Genomic DNA, 16,654 nt, shown 5'->3' with positions numbered 1-16,654 from the left:
CGGCCGGGTGGGGCTGCCGTACGTGCGGCGGTCAGTCGCTCCACGTGCGGAGCTCGTCGGCGATGGCGTGGACGTCCGCGGAGCCGTCCTTCACCAGCCGGGCCAGGTCCCGGATGCGTTCGGGCGAGATGACGACCCGCATGCCGCTGGCCACCAGGTAGGCGTACGCGACGGCGGAGGCGAACAGCGCGTTGGTGCGTTCCAGCGCCGGGATGTGCAGCAGCAGCTGGAGCAGTGCGGCGGCACGGTCGTGCGGCTCGGGGTAGACGGGGCGGTCGAATATCGTCGCCTCGTGGCGGCTGACGGCGGCGACGAGCGCGCCGTAGTCGGTGACACGGGGGTCGCCGGGGGCCTTCTCCTCAGCGATCATGAGCAGCCAGGCCAGGTCGATGCGGACGGTCACGCGGCGTCGCGGCCCTCGCTCTCCGGGGTGCCGAACTCCTCGGCGAAGACGGACTCGTAGCTCTTCATGAAATCGGCGGCGGCCTCCACGAAGGTGTGCCCCACCTCGCCGGCGTCGCGCTGCACCAGCTCTTCGATGTAGCGGTTCATGCTCATGCCCCTCTGCAGCGCGCGCTCGCGCGCCGTCTCCGCCGTCGCCTCGTCCACCCGGACGTTCAGCTGGGTCTTGGCCACGCTCCCACGCTAGCGCGTCCGTGCTAGCACGGCAAGCGGTGGCGGCCGCGGAAGCGGAGCCGGGACGGTGCGGGCGCGTGACCAGGGGTGCTCCGTGCGGGCTGCTTTGCGGACGCTTTACGATGGGTGGCTCACCGGACAGTCGTCCGGGGTGTCAGATCGACCGGAAGGTGTGAGCGTCCGCCCATGGGCGAGCCTCCCAGTACCGACTCCGGCGGCCGTCACGGCCGCCACACGTGCCCCGCCGGCGTGCCCGATCCCGGGTTGGGGGTGGCGGCACGATGACCGAAGTACTCCTGCTTCTGGTGGCGCTCCTTCTCGCCGTGGCCTGCGGCGCCTTCGTGGCGGCCGAGTTCTCGCTGACCACCGTCGAACGCGCGGAGCTGGAGAACGCGGTGGACCGCGGCGAACGCGGCGCGCGGAGCGCGATGAGCGCGGTCACCTCCCTCACGTTCCAGCTCTCCGGCGCGCAGCTCGGCATCACCGTGACCAACCTGGTGGTCGGCATGCTCGCCGAGCCGTCCATCGGCGCGCTGCTGTCCGGCCCGCTCGGTGACCTGGGGGTTCCCGAGTCGGCGTCGTCGTCCGTGGCGCTGGTCATCGGTACCGCGCTGTCCACGCTGGTCATGATGGTGATCGGCGAGCTGGTGCCGAAGAACTGGGCGATCTCCCGCCCGCTGCCGGTGGCGAAGGCGGTCGCCACGCCGCAGCGGCTGTTCTCGGCCGCCTTCCGGCCGCTGATCCGGCATCTGAACAACACCGCGAACCGCGTGGTGGTCCGGATGGGCCTGGAGCCCACCGAGGAGCTGGCGTCCGCGCGGTCCCCGCAGGAGCTGGTGGCGCTGGCCCGGCACTCCGCGAAGGAGGGGGCGCTGGAGGCCGACACGGCGGACCTGTTCGTGCGCACCCTGCATCTGGCGGAGCTCACCGCGGAGAACGTGATGACGCCGCGTGTGCAGGTCACCGCGCTGGAGGTACAGGCCACCGCGGAGGACGTCGCCAACGCGACCCGGGCGACCGGCCTGTCCCGCTTCCCCGTCTTCCGCGGCAACCTGGACACCGTCGTGGGGATCGTGCGGATCAAGGACGTGCTGGCCGTCCCGGCGGAGGAGCGGCCGCGACTGCCGGTGACGGAGCTGCTGCGGGAGCCGCTGCTGGTCCCGGAGTCGCTGACCGTCGACCGCCTGCTGGACCGGATGCCGGGCGGTGACCGGTCGATCGCGGTCGTCATCGACGAGTACGGCGGCACCGCCGGAGTGGTGACGCTGGAGGACATCGTCGAGGAGGTCGTCGGCGAGGTGCGGGACGAGCACGACCCGCACGAGGCGCCCGACCTCGCACCCGCCGGGCAGGACGCGGACGGCCGCAGGCTGTTCGACGCCGACGGCGCGGCACGCACCGACCAGCTGGCGCAGATCGGCCTGCGGGCGCCGGAGGGGCCCTACGAGACGCTGGCCGGCCTGGTCGCCACGGAACTGGGGCGGATCCCGTCCGAGGGCGACGTGCTGGAGGTCGCCGGATGGCGGCTGGAGGTGCGGGACGCCTCCGGGCGGCGCGCTGCGGGCGTGCGGCTCACGGGGCCGCTGCCGCAGGCGGAGAACGACGAGGACGAGGGGGCCTGGCGATGACCGCGCTGCAGTTGTTCATCGGCCTGCTGACGCTGGTGGCCAACGCCTTCTTCGTCGGCGGCGAGTTCGCCATGGTCTCGGTGCGCCGCAGCCAGATCGAACCGCGTGCGCAGGAGGGCGACCGCCGGGCGCGGAGCGTGATGTGGGGCCTGGAGCACGTGTCGCAGATCCTGGCCGCCGCGCAGCTGGGCATCACGCTGTCCACGCTGGTCCTCGGCGTCGTCGCGGAGCCGGCGATCGCCCACCTGCTGGAGCCGCTGTTCCACGCTGTGTCGATGCCGGAGGGCCTGATCCATCCGATCGCGTTCGCGATCGCCCTGTCCGCGGCGACCTACCTGCACATGCTGGTCGGCGAGATGGTGCCGAAGAACATCGCGCTGGCCGCGCCGTACCGCTCGGCCATGGTCCTGGGGCCGCCGATGGTGGCGCTGACCCGGGCGCTGCGTCCGGTGATCTTCACGGTGAACGCGTTCGCGAACACGCTGCTGAAGCTGATCCGGGTGGAGCCCAAGGACGAGGTCGAGTCGACGTTCTCGGACGACGAACTGGCCCGCATGGTCGCGGACTCCAGCGAAGCGGGACTGCTGGACGACCGTTCCACGGAGCGGCTGCGGGACGCGCTGGAACTGGGCCGCCGCCCCGTCTCCGACGTGGCGCGGCCGCTGGAGCGGGTGGTGTCGGCGCCGCTGGGTGTGACGCCGGAGGAACTGGAACGGCTGTCGTCCGACTCCGGTTACTCCCGCTTCCCGGTCGTCGATGCGAGGGGGCGGGCGATGGGCTACCTGCACGTCAAGGACGCCCTGGACGCGGTGCCGCGCGACGAGGCGTTTCCGCGGAGCGCCCTGCGCCCGATCGCGCTGGTGCGCGGGGCGATGCCCCTGGACGACGTGCTGGGCGCGATGCGCGGCAGCCGTACGCACCTGGCGGCGGTGATCGGCGCCGAGGGGAAGGCGGCGGGTCTGGTCACCATGGAGGACGTGCTGCGGGAGCTGGTGGGCAAGCTTCCCGGCGGGTGGACCCTGTGAGCCGGGTGGCCGGGCGGGGCGCACCGGTGATCTGCTTGACCGGGGCAACCAGTATTCTGGGGCGGCCATGGACAACGCCGCCGCGCCCCCGATCACCAGCTTCGTCGCCCTGGGCGACTCCTTCACCGAAGGCATGTCGGACCTGCTGCCGGACGGCAGTTACCGGGGCTGGGCGGACCTGCTGGCCACCCGGCTCGCCGCGCGGTCCGGCGGCTTCCGGTACGCCAACCTCGCGGTGCGGGGCAAGCTGATCCGTCAGATCGCCGACGATCAGGTGGCGGTCGCGGCCGCGCTGCGCCCGGACCTGGCGACGCTGGTCGGCGGGCTGAACGACGTGCTGCGGCCACGCTGCGACATGGGCCGGGTGTGCGGCGTGCTGGAGGAGTCGGTGGAACGGCTCGCGCCGTACTGCGGCCGGCTGGTGCTGATGCGCAGCCCCGGGCGCCGCGGGCCGGGGCTGGAGCGCTGCCGGCCCCGGATGGAGCAGCTGTTCTCCTTCGTCGACGCTCTCGCCGGCCGGCACGGCGCGACGGTGGTCGACCTGTACTCCGCCCCGTCGCTGACCGACCCGCGGCTGTGGGCGGACGACCGTCTGCATCTGACGGACGAGGGGCACCGCAGGGTCGCCGAGGCGGTGTGGCAGGCGGTCGGGCTGCCCGCCGAGTCCGACTGGGAGACGCCGCTGCCGGAGTCCGCGCCGCCCGGCTGGCTGCTGCGGCGGCGCGCGGACCTGCGGTTCACGCGCGAGCATCTGGTGCCGTGGGTGGGCCGTCGGCTCACCGGGCGTTCCTCCGGCGACGGACGGGCGCCCAAGCGCCCGGACCTCACCCCGCTGGCCTGCGAGGACACCCCGTAGAATCCGCGGTGTGAGTGACAAGCCCCGCATCCCGAACGTCCTGGCCGGCCGCTACGCCTCGACGGAGCTGGCCGTCCTGTGGTCCCCCGAGTACAAGGTCACGCTGGAGCGGCGGCTGTGGCTCGCCGTGCTCCGCGCCCAGCGGGACCTGGGTGTGGAGGTCCCGGACGGGGCCGTCGAGGACTACGAGCGGGTGCTGGAGCAGGTGGACCTGGAGTCCGTCGCCGCGCGGGAACGCGTCACCCGGCACGACGTGAAGGCCCGCATCGAGGAGTTCAACGCGCTCGCCGGGCACGAGCAGGTCCACAAGGGCATGACGTCCCGGGACCTGACGGAGAACGTCGAGCAGCTGCAGGTGCGGCTGTCGCTGGAGCACGTGCGGGACCGCACGGTGGCGCTGCTGGCGCGGCTGGGCAGGCTGGCGGGCGAGCACGCGGAGCTGGTGATGGCCGGCCGCTCGCACAACGTGGCCGCGCAGGCGACGACGCTGGGCAAGAGGTTCGCGACCGCGGCGGACGAGCTGCTGGCCGCCTACGAGCGGCTGGAGGACCTGCTCGGCCGGTACCCGCTGCGGGGAGTGAAGGGCCCGGTGGGCACCGCGCAGGACATGCTGGACCTGCTGGGCGGCGACGCGGGGAAGCTGGCCGAGCTGGAGCGTCGCGTCGCCGGGCACCTCGGTTTCGCGCGCGCCTTCACCTCCGTCGGGCAGGTCTACCCGCGGTCGCTGGACTACGACGTGGTGACGGCCCTGGTGCAGCTCGCGGCGGCGCCGTCGTCGCTGGCGAAGACGATCCGGCTGATGGCAGGCCAGGAGCTGGTCACCGAGGGCTTCAAGAAGGGCCAGGTCGGCTCGTCGGCGATGCCGCACAAGATGAACACGCGTTCCTGCGAGCGGGTCAACGGCCTCGCGGTGATCCTGCGCGGGTACGCGTCGATGGCCGGCGAGCTGGCGGGCGACCAGTGGAACGAGGGCGACGTGTCGTGCTCCGTGGTGCGCCGGGTCGCGCTGCCGGACGCCTTCTTCGCGTTCGACGGGCTGCTGGAGACCTTCCTGACGGTGCTGGACGAGTTCGGCGCCTTCCCGGCCGTGGTCGCCCGCGAACTGGACCGCTATCTGCCCTTCCTGGCGACGACGAAGGTGCTGATGGGCGCCGTGCGGGCCGGTGTGGGACGGGAGACCGCGCACGAGGCGATCAAGGAGCACGCGGTCGCCTCGGCGCTGGCCATGCGTCAGGGCGCGGAGCGCAACGAGCTGCTGGACCGGCTCGCCGCCGACGACCGCATCCCGCTGGACCGCACGGCGCTGGACGCGCTGATGGCCGACCGGCTGTCGTTCACCGGCGCGGCGGGCGAGCAGACGGCCGCCGTGGCGGCGAGGATCGAGGAGATCGTCAAGCGCCATCCGGAGGCGGCCGGGTACACACCGGGGTCGATCCTCTGAGCAGCCCGCCCCCGCCGCCGTTCCGCCCCTCCCCCGCCGACCTGGAGGCCGCGCGCGACCGCCTGGTGCCGGACGTGGTCGCGGAGGGCTTGCGGGTGCTGTTCTGCGGCATCAACCCCGGGCTCTGGTCGGCGGCGACCGGCCACCACTTCGCGCGGCCGGGCAACCGGTTCTGGCCGGTTCTGCATCGTTCCGGCTTCACGCCGCGGCAGTTGGCGCCGCACGAGGAGCGCGAGCTGCTGGAGCACGGCCTGGGCATCACCAACGTGGTCGCCCGGGCCAGTGCTCGCGCGGACGAGCTTTCCCGCGAGGAGTACGAGACCGGCGGGCGCGCGCTGGAACGCAGGGTCGCGCGGTGGCGTCCGGCGTGGCTGGCGGTGGTGGGGGTGACCGCGTACCGGGCGGCGTTCGGCGAACGGCAGGCCGGCGTGGGCCCGCAGGAACGGACCATGGGCGGCACGCGCATCTGGGTACTGCCCAACCCCAGCGGCCTCAACGCGCACTGGCAACCGGCCGCGATGGCGGAGGAGTTCGGGCGGCTGCGTGCCGCCTCGGAGGCGGACCTGACGGACGGCTGAGCCGCGCGCGGCGTGCTGCGTCAGCCGCTGTCGGTCGGTGTCAGTCGGTGTCGCCGACCGCAGCGACCAGGTGGAGGGGCAGGTTGTCGCCCTGCCGGCCCACGCCGACACCCAGCCAGCGGTCGCCGACCTGCCAGCGGCGCAGGACGCGGACGAAGGCACAGAGGGTGCGCCGGGGTTCGGGGACCGGCTCCCCCGAGGCCAGCCGCACCAGGTCGTCGGTGAGGTCGAGCACCTCGGGCTCGCCCCAGCGGCGGGTGAGCAGCTCCACCAGCGCCTCGCAGTCGGTGCCGAAGGCCTCCTCCGCCTCCAGGCCGGCGCTCGGGTCGTCCTCGGACGGGTCCGCGCCGACGGCGAGGTCCGCGGTGCGCGGTCCGGGCACCTTCAGGAGGCGCTCGACGGCGGCGGCGTGGTCGGCGAGGATCATGGGGCCAGTAAACCGTCCTCCGGGAGCGGTTGACGACGGTTCAGGCACGGGCATTCCGCGACGCCGGAACGCGAGCCGCCGGGATGCCGCCCCGGGGCCCGGCCGCAGGGAGGTCCGCGCCGCCCGCCACGGGTCCGTTTCGTGAGGGCGGCGCTGCTCGCAGGGCCGCGGCGGAGCGGATACGATCCGCTGCACGCGCACGACCAGGGAGGCGACGTGGGGAGGCTCACCGGCGGCGACCCGTCGCTGCTGCGTCGTATCAACTCCGCCGTCGTGCTGCGGGCCCTGCGCGGGACGGACGAACCGCCGACGCTGACGCTGACCGACCTCGCCCACGCGACGGGTCTGTCGCGCCCCACCGTCGAAGGTGTGGTGGAGGGCCTGGCGGACGCCGGACTGGTCGCCGAGGACACCCAGGGCGGCGGCGACGCCCGCCGCGGACGGCCCGCACGCCGGTTCCGGTTCTGCTCCGAGGCGGGGCACCTGCTGGGCGTGGAGATCGGACCGCACCGCGTCGCCGCGGTGCTGGCGGACCTGACGGGGCGCACCACCTCGACGATGGCACGGCCGGTCGCGGAGGACGCGGAGGCCGGCCGGCGGCTGGAGCACGTCCGCACGCTCGTCGCGGATCTGCTGCGCCGGGCGGGGGTGGCCCGCACCTCGCTGCGCGCGGTCGGCGTGGGAAGCCCCGGCATCGTGGAGGCGGACGGCCGGGTACGGCTGGGCACGGCGCTCCCGGGATGGACCGGCCTCCCCCTGGGCGACCGGCTGCGGCGGTCCTTCCGTTGCCCGGTGCTGGTGGAGAACGACGCGAACGCGGCGGCGCTCGCCGAGCACTGGAAAGGCGCGGCCGCCGGCTCCGACGACGTGGTGTTCGTCCTGGCGGGTCTGAGCCCCGGCGCCGGGTCGCTGATCGGCGGCCGGCTGCACCGGGGGTTCGGCGGGGCGGCGGGAGAGATCGGGGCGCTGCACCTGCTGGGCAGGGAGGCCACCCCGGAGCGTTTGCTGTCCACGACGGGCGAGCCGCTGCACCCGCTGGACGAGGAGGCGGTGGCCCGGGTCTTCGAGCTCGCCCGGGAGGGCGACCTCCGGGCGACGGAGGCGGTCGGGAGGTTCATCCGGCGGCTGGTGCACGACGTGGCGGCGCTGGTCCTGGCCCTGGACCCCGAGCTGGTGGTCGTGGGCGGCTGGGCCTCCGGGCTGGACGGGGTGCTGGACCCGTTGCGTCACGAGCTGGAGCGGTACTGCCTGCGGCCGCCCCGGGTGGCGCTGTCGGAGCTGGGTGAGGCGGCGGTCGCGACCGGCGCGCTGCGGCTGGCGGTGGACCATCTGGAGGAGCGGCTGTTCGCGGTCGAGGGCACGACGGTCGGCGGCTGAGAGGGAACGCGAGCGCGACTCGCCGCTCGGCGGCGGCGAGGTCGCCGTTCCCGCAGGGCCCCGCGCCTCGCAGGGTCCGGTCAGCCTGCCAGGGGCAGCGGGCCCGTCTCGGCGAAGGTGAGCCGGCAGGTGTCGGCGCGGTAGGTGGCCACGGCGACGGCGGCGGTGCGGCCGGCGGAGAAGTAGCGGGTGGTGACGACGAGGACGGGCGCGCCGGGCAGCCGGTCGAGCTGACGGGCGTCCTCCGCACGGGCGGAGCCCAGCTCGACCGCGCGGTCCTGGCCCTCCAGCGCGTTGGCGTGGAGCAGCCGCAGCAGTGTGTGAGCGGCGTCGGCGTCGCCGTGGGTGAGGTCGGGCGCGCCCGGCAGCGAGGCGGCGGGGAGGTAGAGGAGCTCGGTGGCGACCGGTTGTCCGTGGCTGATGCGGGTGCGGCGGACCGCGTGCACCGGCGTGCCGGGAGTGGTGGCCAGCAGCCGGGCCACGGGAGCGGGCGGCGCGGCCGGCTCGACGCCGTCGGTCTGCCACGCCTCGCCGGGCAGGCCCGGCCAGCGGTGGGGCTCGGGACCGACGTCGACGCCGACGCGCGGGGGCGCCACGGTGGTGCCGACGCCTCGGCGGCGCTGAAGCCGTCCTTCGAGTTCGAGCTGTTCGAGGGCCTGCCGGAGGGTGGCGCGGGCGACCCCGAACCGGGCGGCCAGTTCGCGTTCGTTGGGCAGGATCTCGCCGACGGAGAACTCGGAGTCGAGCGCGTCGGTCAGGACGGTCTTCAGGTGCCAGTACTTCGGCTCCGGAACCTGTTCGAGCTGTGTCGTCCCCACCCTTGCCTCCGCATGTCGCCGCGCGGGGGCGGCAGTCGGGTTCTTTACGCGTGGTCCTTTATGAAAGGTTGTTGCGTAAGCCCGACCATAGGACGGCGCGGTGCGCTGGTCAAGACCAATCGACGGCGAGCGGTCGCGCTCGGTGTTGTCCACGGTCCGGCGCCGGTGAGATGCTCGATCATCGATCGGGTGCCGATCGGGTGTCGGTGAAGAAGGCGGGGTGACGGGAGTGACGCGGGCGGAGGGCGCCACCCGGCCGGTGACGGTGGTCACCGGGGGCGGGCGGGGCATCGGTGCGGCGACCGCGCTGCGGCTGTCGCGGGCCGGGCACGACGTGGGCATCGGCTACGAACGGGACGCTGAGGCGGCGCAGCGGACCGCCGCAGCGGTGCGGGACGCGGGCGGGCGAGCGGTGACCTTCCGTCTGGACGTCAGCGACGAGGACCAGGTGGACGCGTTGTTCACCGAGGTGCGCGAGCGCCTGGGCCCGGTGACGGGAGCGGTGTGCAACGCGGGCGTCACCGGACCTCTGGGCCGCTTCACCGAGACCCCGGCGTCCGTGATGCGCCGCGTGACCGAGGTGAACGTCCTGGGCACGCTGCTGTGTGCGCGTCGCGCGCTGCTCGAGATGTCGACCGCGCACGGCGGGGCGGGCGGCGCGATCGTCGCCGTCTCCTCGTGCGCGGCGACGCTGGGCAGTCCGGGCGAGTACGTGCACTACGCGGCGACGAAGGCGGCTGTGGACGCGATGACGGTGGGGCTGGCGAAGGAGTACGGGCCGGAAGGCGTGCGGGTGAACTCGGTGCAGCCCGGGTCGGTCCTCACCGACATGCACGCGGCGATGGGCGACCCGGACCGCGCGTGGCGGAAGGCCGAGGTCACGCCGCTGCGGCGGCCGGGCGAGCCGCGCGAGGTCGCGGACGCGATCGCCTGGCTGCTGTCGGACGAGGCGTCGTTCACCTCCGGCGCAGTGCTGCGGGTGTCCGGCGGGCTGTGAGACCCCGCACCGAGGACGGCTGCGGGGTCACGGGGCCAGGTGGGCGACCTTGTCCGGGTTGGCCATCAGGTACAGGGTGCGGATGCGGCCGTCGGCGACGTCCACCGACATGACGGTGTGCGGGCGCCCGCCGCTGGTGACCAGGACCGCGGGGGCGCCGTTGAGCTCGAGGAAGGTCCACCGCACGTCAGGGATCTCGTTGGGGCCGATGGCCGCGAGGAAGCGGGCGACCTTGCGGGCCGACTCGATGACGCGGCGCGGCGCCTTGGCCTTGCCGCCGGCGTCGCCGACCAGCCGGGCGTCGGGCGCGAGGACGGCCAGCAGCCCTTCGAGGTCGCCGGCGGTCGCGGCGGCCAGGAAGCGTTCGGTCAGGTCGCGTTGCTGCGCCGGGTCGACCTCGAATCGCGGCCGGCGCTCGGCGACGTGCCGGCGTGCCCGTCCGGCCAGCTGCCGCACCGCCGGTTCGGCGCGCTCCAGGACGGCGGCGATCTCGGTGTACGGGTAGCCGAAGGCCTCGCGGAGCACGAATACGGCGCGTTCCAGCGGGGAGAGCGACTCCAGCACCACCAGGAGGGCGAGGGAGACCGACTCGGCCAGCACCACCCGGTCGGCGCCGTCGGGCACCGGGGCGGCGGCGAGGTCGGTGGGGAACGGCTCGGGCAGCCAGGGGCCGACGTACGTCTCCTTGCGCGCCTGGACCTGGCGGAGCCGGTCGATGGCGAGGCGGGTGGTGGTCCTGACCAGGTAGCCGCGGGCGTCGCGTACGGCGGTGGTGTCGGCGGCGGACCAGCGCAGCCAGGCCTCCTGGACGACGTCCTCGGCGTCCGCGACGCGGCCCAGCATGCGGTAGGCGACGGCGAGGAGCACGTCGCGGTGCTGCTGGAATTCCCGGGCGGGGGCGGTGGTGGAGTTCTCGGCTGCCACGGCTTCATGATGGCATCCGGGCGGGCGACGGCGTCGCCGGGTGGGCGGCTCGCGGCGGGTTTCACCCTTCCCTCCTCCACCCCTTGCTGACATGGTGTCCAGGACCGTCTCTCGACAACTCCGACCAGCGCGCAGGGAGTCCGCCGTGACCGTCGCCCCCGTCCACGCAGCCGTGCCCGTCTCCGCCACCTCCGTGCGGGTGCGTCCGTCCGGCGGGCCGGACTTCGAGGTGGTCCACGAACGGCGGGGCAGCGGTGCACCCGTGCTGCTTCTGCACGGCATCGGGCACCACTGGCAGGCCTGGGAACCGGTGCTCTCCGCACTGGCCGCCTCGCACGAGGTGGTGGCCGTGGACCTGCCGGGCTTCGGCGCCTCGCCCGCACTGCCTCCGCCGTACGACTACGACCTGGGCACGGTGGTGCCGCTGCTGGCCCGCACGCTGGAGGCGCTGGGCATCGAGCGGCCGCACGTGGTGGGCAACTCCCTCGGCGGCCTCCTGGCGCTGGAGCTCGGGCTGCACGGGCACGCCCGCTCGGTCACGGCCCTCTCCCCCGCCGGGTTCTGGACCGAGCCGGAGCGTCGGTACGCGTTCGGGGTTCTGCGCGGCATGCGGGCGGGCGCCTCGGCACTTCCGGACGGCGCGCTGCGCGGGCTGGCCCGCACCGCGGCCGGGCGTGCGGCACTGACCAGCACCATCTACGCCCGGCCGGGGCGGCGTTCTCCGGAAGCGGTGGTGGCCGAGACGCGGGCGTTGCGGGACGCAGCCGGCTTCGCCCCGACCCTGGCCGCGGGGCGGCGCGACGACGTCCGCTTCACCCGCGACCTCACGGACGTCCCGGTGACCCTCGCCTGGGGCGACCGGGACCGGCTGCTGCCGCCCCGTCAGGGGGTACGCGCCAAGCAGACGATCCCCGGAGCCCGGCTGGTCCGGCTGAACGGCTGCGGGCACGTGCCGATGAACGACGACCCCGCGAGGGTGACGCGGGTCGTCCTGGACACGGTGGCGCGCGCCACGGCGTGAACGCCGCGGCACCGGCCGGGAGCCGGGCGCCGGGGGGCGGCGCGCCGTTCGGGGGCCGGGCTCCGCACGGACGCGCGGCCCGCGCCATACTGGCGCCGTGGATGGGGACTTCACTTACGCTGACGTGGGGGCGACCGCGACGGACCGGCAGCCGGAGGGCTTCTCCCGGCTGTGGGTGCGGACGCGGATCGGTGAGGGCGACGCCGACTTCCGGAGGGCCGCGGGCGCGGTCTCCGGGTGGCGGATGCACCGGGCGATGGGAGTGCGCATCGACGCCGACGCCGAGTCGGCCGTCGAGGGCGCGCGGGTCCGCGTGGGGCTGGGCATCGGACCGTTGCGGCTGCACGCGCCGTGCCGGGTGGTGTGGACGCTCGACGAACGGCGGCGCGCGGGCTGGGCGTACGGCACGCTGGCCGGGCACCCGCAGTGCGGGGAGGAGGCGTTCGTCGTCACCCGCGACGGCTCGGGCACGGTGTGGCTGACGGTGCTGGCGTTCAGCCGGCCCGCGGCGTGGTGGACGCGCGCCGCGGGCGGGCTGGTGCCGGTGTTCCAGCGCCGGTACGCCGACCGGTGCGGGACCGTGCTGCGGCGACTGGTGCGGGAGGGCGGACGTGCCGGGGGCTGAGCGGGCTGCCCGAAACGTCCCGCCCGAGCGGCGAGGCGCCCGACCGGCCCCGGGCGGGGCGGAGTTCACCCCGTCGTCACGCCACGGTGAGGTCGCGGCAACACGGCCGGGCGACCGTGGCCGGGTGGACGAGACGACGACTGCGGGCAACCGCCCCGGCAGCCGGCGGCGCGGACGGTCCGCCGGGCACGCCCCGCGGGACGTGCTGCTGCCGCGCGGCGGCGGCACGCTCACGGTGCGGCTGGTGGACGTCCGCGACGCGGACGCCGTGACGGCACTGCACGCTCTGTGCTCCGACGCCGTGCTGCGGGCCCGCTACCGGACACCGGGCGCGGCGACCGGCGCGCGGCTGCGCGGGGAGGCCGACGTGCTGCTGTCGCACCTGCTGGCTCCGCACATGGGGCACACCCTGGGCGCGTTCCGGTCCGACGGCACAGTCGTCGGCCTGGGGCACCTGCTGTGGGACGGCGCGGACGAGGCGGAGACCGCCCTCCTCGTGGCGGACTCCTGGCAGCGGCGGGGCGTCGGGGCCGGGCTGCTGCGGCGGCTGGTGAGCACGGCCGGTCAGCGCGGGCTCGGCCGGGTCTACACCGTCGCGACGCGACCGGCCACCGGCGCGGCGGCGGTGCTGCGCACGCTGGGGCTGCCGCTGGAGTTCCGACACGAGGAGGACGCCGTCGTCGTCACGGCATCGCGGGTTCCGGCACCGCGTGGGCCGGCACGGCCGGCCGGTCCGCCGGGGCCGGGACGGCACTGCCGGCTCCGCTGAGCGCCGCGTCGAGGTCGCGCCACAGGTCCTCGACGTCCTCCAGTCCGACCGACATGCGCAGCAGCTTCTCGTCGATCCCGCCGCTGCGCCGGTCGTCCTCGGGCACGATGCGGTGGCTGATCGAGCCGGGGTGCTGGATGAGCGTGTCGACGCTGCCGAGGCTGACCGCGGGGGTGATGAGCCGCACGCCGGAGATGACCTCGTGCGGGTCGCCGGCCACCTCGAAGGCGACCATGGCGCCGCCGATCCTCGGGTAGTGGACGCGGGTCACGCGGGGGTCCTCGGCCAGCCGGCGGACGAGTTCGGCGGCGGTCGCGGACTGGGCACGCACCCGGACGGGCAGCGTGGAGAGGCCGCGCAGCAGCAGGTATCCGGCCAGCGGGTGCAGCACGCCGCCGGTGGCGAAGCGGATCTGGCGGAGCTGCCGGGCGGTCTCCTCGTCACACGCGATGACGCCGCCGAGCACGTCGCCGTGCCCGCCGAGGTACTTGGTGGCGCTGTGCAGCACCAGCCGTGCACCGCTCTCGCACGGCCGCTGCAGCACGGGGGTGGCGAAGGTGTTGTCCACCAGCAGTGGCACCGAGCCGGCGGCCTCGGCCACGGCGGCGAGGTCCTGCTCGGCCAGGGTGGGGTTGGCGGGGCTCTCGACCATGACCAGGCCGGTGTCCGGGCGGATCGCCTCGGCGATCTCGCCCGGGTCGACCCAGGTGACCTCGGTGCCGAGCAGGCCGCTGGTCAGCAGGTGGTCGCTGCAGCCGTACAGCGGGCGTACGGCGACGACGTGGCGGAGCCCGGCCGAGGCGCGTACCAGCAGGGTGGCGGTGAGGGCGGCCATGCCGCTGGCGAACGCCACGGCCGCCTCGGTGCCCTCGAGACGGGCCAGGGCGTCCTCGAAACGCGCCACGGTGGGATTGTCGAGGCGGGAGTAGACCGGCGGCCCGTCCGGGCGCGCACCGGTGGCGGCGAACTCGTCGATGCGGGCGGCCTCGGCGCGGCTGTCGTGCGACGGGTAGGTGGTGGAAAGGTCCAGGGGCGCCGCGTGCAGGCCGAGGGCGGCGAGGTCCTCGCGTCCGGCGTGCACGGCTTCGGTGGCCAGCGATCGGGTGGCCGCAGTGGTCGTCTCCATGCTCCGATACTGAACAGCGACCGGGAAGAAGCGGGATACGACCGTGCTACGTTCGGAGTATGACCGAATCCGTCGCTCTGGATCCGGTGGATCTGGAGATTCTGCGGGTGTTGCAGAACGACGCCCGGACCACGAACCGGGACCTCGCCGCCGCGGTCGGCATCGCGCCGTCGACGTGTCTGGACCGGGTGGGCCGGCTGCGGCGCAGCGGGGTCATCCTCGGGCACGAGTTGCGGCTGGACCCGGCGCGGCTGGGGCGGTCGCTGGAGGCGCTGCTGCTGGTGCAGGTACGGCCGCACCGCCGGGAGCTGATCGGGCCGTTCGTCGACCGCATCCGCGCGCTGCCGGAATCGCGGGCGCTGTTCCACCTGACCGGCCCGGACGACTACCTGGTGCACGTCGCGGTCACCGGGACGGCCGACCTGCAACGGCTGGTGATCGACGAGTTCACCTCCCGGCGGGAGGTGGCGCGGGTGGAGACCCGGCTCATCTTCCAGCAGTGGGCGTGCGGTCCGCTGCTCCCGCCCGCCTGACCGCGGCGCACCCGATCACGAACGGGGGCGGCCGATGGGCGTGACGTGGGGCTCGCTCGCGTACGAGGATGGACCGCATGTCCGATGCAACCAATGCCGCTCAGTCCACCGAGTCCGCCGAGGGGCCGCTCCCCCGCCAGGTCGCGGACGCGTACGTCGACGCCCTCGTCGCGCTCGACCCGATCACCGGAACGTACCTGGGGGTGCCCGAGAGCCACAGCAGACTTCCCGACTTCTCCCCGCACGGGCAGGAGGAACTGGCCCGGCTGGGCCGTGACACGCTCGCTCGGCTGACCGAGGCCGAGCAGCGGCCGGGTGCCGGCAGCGACGCGGAGCGGCGGTGCGCCCGGCTGCTGCGGGAGCGGCTGTCCGCCGAACTGGCCGTGCACGAGGCGGGCGAGGGCCTGCGGGCGGTCAGCAACCTGCACTCGCCGGTGCATGCGGTGCGCGGCGTGCTGACGGTGATGCCGTCGGAGACCGAGGAGGACTGGGCGGCGGTCGCACGGCGGCTGCGGGCGGTTCCGGCCGCGCTGGAGGGCTACCGGGCGTCGCTGGCGCAAGGGCTGGACCGGGGTCTGGCGGCGGGCCCGCGCCAGGTCGCCACGGTCGTGGGGCAGTTGGCCGAGTGGACCGGCGACGACGGGGAGGGCGGCGGGGAGAGCTGGTTCGTCTCGTTCGCCGGTGAGGGCCCGGAGCTGCTCGGCGAGGAGCTGGCCGCCGCGGCCGGCGAGGCCACGGGGGCGGTGCGGGAGCTGCGCTCGTGGCTGGTGAAGGTGTACGGGCCTGCCGTCGAGGGCGCCCCGGAGACGGTGGGCCGGGAGCGGTACGCCCGGTGGTCCCGGTACTGGAACGGAACGGACCTGGATCTGGACGAGGCGTACGCGTACGGCTGGGCGGAGTTCCACCGGCTGCTGGCTCAGATGCGTGCCGAGGCGGAGAAGGTGCTGCCCGGTGCGGCCACGCCGTGGGAGGCGCTGCGCCATCTGGACACCGCGGGCGAGGCCGTCGAGGGTGTCGAGGAGGTCCGGGACTGGCTGCAGGCTCTGATGGACGAGGCCATCGAGTCGCTGGACGGCACCCACTTCGACCTGGCCGAGCGGGTCAAGCGGGTGGAGTCGAGGATCGCGCCGCCGGGCAGTGCCGCGGCGCCGTACTACACGCAGCCGTCGCTGGACTTCTCCCGCCCGGGCCGCACCTGGCTGCCGACGCTGGGCGAGACCCGGTTCCCGGTCTACGACCTGGTGTCCACCTGGTACCACGAAGGCGTGCCGGGCCACCATCTCCAGCTGGCGCAGTGGACGCATGTCGCCGGTGAACTGTCCCGCTACCAGACGACGGTGGGGATGGTCAGCGCCAACGCGGAGGGGTGGGCGCTCTACGCGGAGCGGCTGATGGACGAGCTGGGGTTCCTGCGGAACGCGGAGCGGCGGCTGGGCTACCTGGACGCGCAGATGATGCGGGCGCTGCGGGTGATCGTGGACATCGGCATGCACCTGGAGCTGGAGATTCCGGCGGACTCGCCGTTCCGTCCGGGCGAGCGGTGGACGCCGGAGCTGGCGCAGGAGTTCTACGGCATGCACTGCGGGCGTCCGGCGGACTTCGTGGAGAGTGAGCTGGTGCGCTACCTGGGGATGCCGGGGCAGGCGATCGGCTACAAGCTGGGCGAACGTGCCTGGTTGAAGGGCCGGGACGCGGCGCGGGCGGCGCACGGCGACGCGTTCGACGCCAAGCGCTGGCACATGGCGGCCCTGTCGCAGGGGTCGCTGGGGCTGGACGACCTGGTGGCGGAACTGTCGGCGCTCTGAGCCGCCCGGCGCGCACGGCCTTCCTCAGCGCTGCGCGCGCCGGGTTTCCGCGCTGCGCGCCGGGCCGC

General features: G+C 74.5%; 18 protein-coding genes. 12 read left to right on the top strand and 6 right to left on the bottom strand.

Going from position 1 to position 16,654, the window contains the following annotated elements:
• Window positions 1-31: 31 nt before the first annotated feature.
• Both RM572_RS22275 and RM572_RS22270 read right to left on the bottom strand, forming a co-directional pair.
• Complete coding sequence (locus RM572_RS22275; protein WP_027764729.1) at window positions 32-403, bottom strand: hypothetical protein; 372 nt, start codon at window positions 401-403, stop codon at window positions 32-34.
• Window positions 400-636 carry a hypothetical protein gene (locus tag RM572_RS22270; protein WP_027764730.1) on the bottom strand — a complete coding sequence of 79 codons (237 nt, stop codon included), beginning with the start codon at window positions 634-636 and terminating at the stop codon, window positions 400-402. Before RM572_RS22270 ends, RM572_RS22275 begins: the two co-directional genes overlap by 4 nt.
• A gap of 281 nt (window positions 637-917) precedes the next feature.
• On the opposite strand from RM572_RS22270, the gene RM572_RS22265 reads away from it, so the two are divergent.
• From RM572_RS22265 to mug, 5 genes are all read left to right on the top strand, one after another.
• Window positions 918-2,264 carry a hemolysin family protein gene (locus RM572_RS22265; protein WP_311675179.1) on the top strand — a complete coding sequence of 449 codons (1,347 nt, stop codon included), beginning with the start codon at window positions 918-920 and terminating at the stop codon, window positions 2,262-2,264.
• Entirely contained in the window at window positions 2,261-3,289 is a 1,029-nt protein-coding gene (locus tag RM572_RS22260; protein ID WP_311675178.1) for a hemolysin family protein, read from the top strand. Before RM572_RS22265 ends, RM572_RS22260 begins: the two co-directional genes overlap by 4 nt.
• A gap of 67 nt (window positions 3,290-3,356) precedes the next feature.
• Window positions 3,357-4,145 (top strand): SGNH/GDSL hydrolase family protein, encoded by a 789-nt coding sequence (locus RM572_RS22255; protein ID WP_311675177.1) that lies wholly within the window; start codon window positions 3,357-3,359, stop codon window positions 4,143-4,145.
• A 10-nt stretch (window positions 4,146-4,155) separates the two neighbouring features.
• Window positions 4,156-5,586: an adenylosuccinate lyase gene (gene purB / locus RM572_RS22250; protein ID WP_311675176.1), complete on the top strand. Its 1,431-nt coding sequence runs from the start codon at window positions 4,156-4,158 to the stop codon at window positions 5,584-5,586.
• A 65-nt stretch (window positions 5,587-5,651) separates the two neighbouring features.
• Window positions 5,652-6,164: a G/U mismatch-specific DNA glycosylase gene (gene mug, locus RM572_RS22245; protein WP_394813675.1), complete on the top strand. Its 513-nt coding sequence runs from the start codon at window positions 5,652-5,654 to the stop codon at window positions 6,162-6,164.
• Between the two features lie 40 nt (window positions 6,165-6,204).
• Here the strand turns inward: mug and RM572_RS22240 are convergent, their stop codons facing one another.
• The gene (locus tag RM572_RS22240; protein ID WP_311675173.1) at window positions 6,205-6,591 is read right to left on the bottom strand and encodes a hypothetical protein; all 387 of its coding nucleotides are present in this window, start codon (window positions 6,589-6,591) and stop codon (window positions 6,205-6,207) included.
• A gap of 216 nt (window positions 6,592-6,807) precedes the next feature.
• Here RM572_RS22240 and RM572_RS22235 point away from each other — a divergent pair, with 216 nt between their 5' ends.
• Window positions 6,808-7,968, top strand: a complete 1,161-nt coding sequence (locus RM572_RS22235; protein WP_311675172.1) for an ROK family transcriptional regulator — start codon at window positions 6,808-6,810, stop codon at window positions 7,966-7,968.
• Between the two features lie 80 nt (window positions 7,969-8,048).
• Here the strand turns inward: RM572_RS22235 and RM572_RS22230 are convergent, their stop codons facing one another.
• Window positions 8,049-8,786, bottom strand: coding sequence for a GntR family transcriptional regulator (locus tag RM572_RS22230; RefSeq protein ID WP_311675171.1), 738 nt, complete (start codon window positions 8,784-8,786; stop codon window positions 8,049-8,051).
• 220 nt (window positions 8,787-9,006) lie between these two features.
• Between RM572_RS22230 and RM572_RS22225 the strand changes: the two genes are divergently transcribed.
• A complete protein-coding gene (locus RM572_RS22225) occupies window positions 9,007-9,783 on the top strand; it encodes an SDR family oxidoreductase (protein ID WP_311675170.1) in 777 nt (258 codons plus the stop codon).
• Between the two features lie 27 nt (window positions 9,784-9,810).
• On the opposite strand, the gene RM572_RS22220 is transcribed toward RM572_RS22225, so the two are convergent.
• Window positions 9,811-10,707, bottom strand: a complete 897-nt coding sequence (locus RM572_RS22220) for an RNA polymerase sigma-70 factor (protein ID WP_311675169.1) — start codon at window positions 10,705-10,707, stop codon at window positions 9,811-9,813.
• Window positions 10,708-10,852: 145 nt separating this feature from the next.
• Between RM572_RS22220 and RM572_RS22215 the strand changes: the two genes are divergently transcribed.
• The 3 genes from RM572_RS22215 (at window position 10,853) to RM572_RS22205 (ending at window position 13,122) form a co-directional block, all read left to right on the top strand.
• The gene (locus RM572_RS22215; RefSeq protein ID WP_394813674.1) at window positions 10,853-11,728 is read left to right on the top strand and encodes an alpha/beta fold hydrolase; all 876 of its coding nucleotides are present in this window, start codon (window positions 10,853-10,855) and stop codon (window positions 11,726-11,728) included.
• 97 nt (window positions 11,729-11,825) lie between these two features.
• Window positions 11,826-12,353: a DUF1990 family protein gene (locus RM572_RS22210; RefSeq protein WP_311675168.1), complete on the top strand. Its 528-nt coding sequence runs from the start codon at window positions 11,826-11,828 to the stop codon at window positions 12,351-12,353.
• A gap of 124 nt (window positions 12,354-12,477) precedes the next feature.
• Window positions 12,478-13,122, top strand: a complete 645-nt coding sequence (locus tag RM572_RS22205) for a GNAT family N-acetyltransferase (protein ID WP_311675167.1) — start codon at window positions 12,478-12,480, stop codon at window positions 13,120-13,122.
• On the opposite strand, the gene RM572_RS22200 is transcribed toward RM572_RS22205, so the two are convergent.
• Window positions 13,037-14,248, bottom strand: coding sequence for a trans-sulfuration enzyme family protein (locus RM572_RS22200; RefSeq protein WP_311675166.1), 1,212 nt, complete (start codon window positions 14,246-14,248; stop codon window positions 13,037-13,039). The genes RM572_RS22205 and RM572_RS22200 overlap by 86 nt on opposite strands.
• Window positions 14,249-14,307: 59 nt before the next feature.
• On the opposite strand from RM572_RS22200, the gene RM572_RS22195 reads away from it, so the two are divergent.
• Window positions 14,308-14,781, top strand: a complete 474-nt coding sequence (locus RM572_RS22195) for an Lrp/AsnC family transcriptional regulator (RefSeq protein WP_311675165.1) — start codon at window positions 14,308-14,310, stop codon at window positions 14,779-14,781.
• Window positions 14,782-14,858: 77 nt separating this feature from the next.
• Window positions 14,859-16,586 carry a DUF885 domain-containing protein gene (locus RM572_RS22190; protein WP_311675164.1) on the top strand — a complete coding sequence of 576 codons (1,728 nt, stop codon included), beginning with the start codon at window positions 14,859-14,861 and terminating at the stop codon, window positions 16,584-16,586.
• Window positions 16,587-16,654 lie beyond the last annotated feature (68 nt).

Origin of the sequence: Streptomyces hazeniae, from assembly GCF_031845485.1 — a bacterium.
Taxonomy (GTDB): Bacteria; Actinomycetota; Actinomycetes; order Streptomycetales; family Streptomycetaceae; genus Streptomyces; species Streptomyces hazeniae.
The sequence above is the reverse complement of the archived record's forward strand: the minus strand, read 5'-3'. Positions and strand labels throughout refer to the sequence as shown.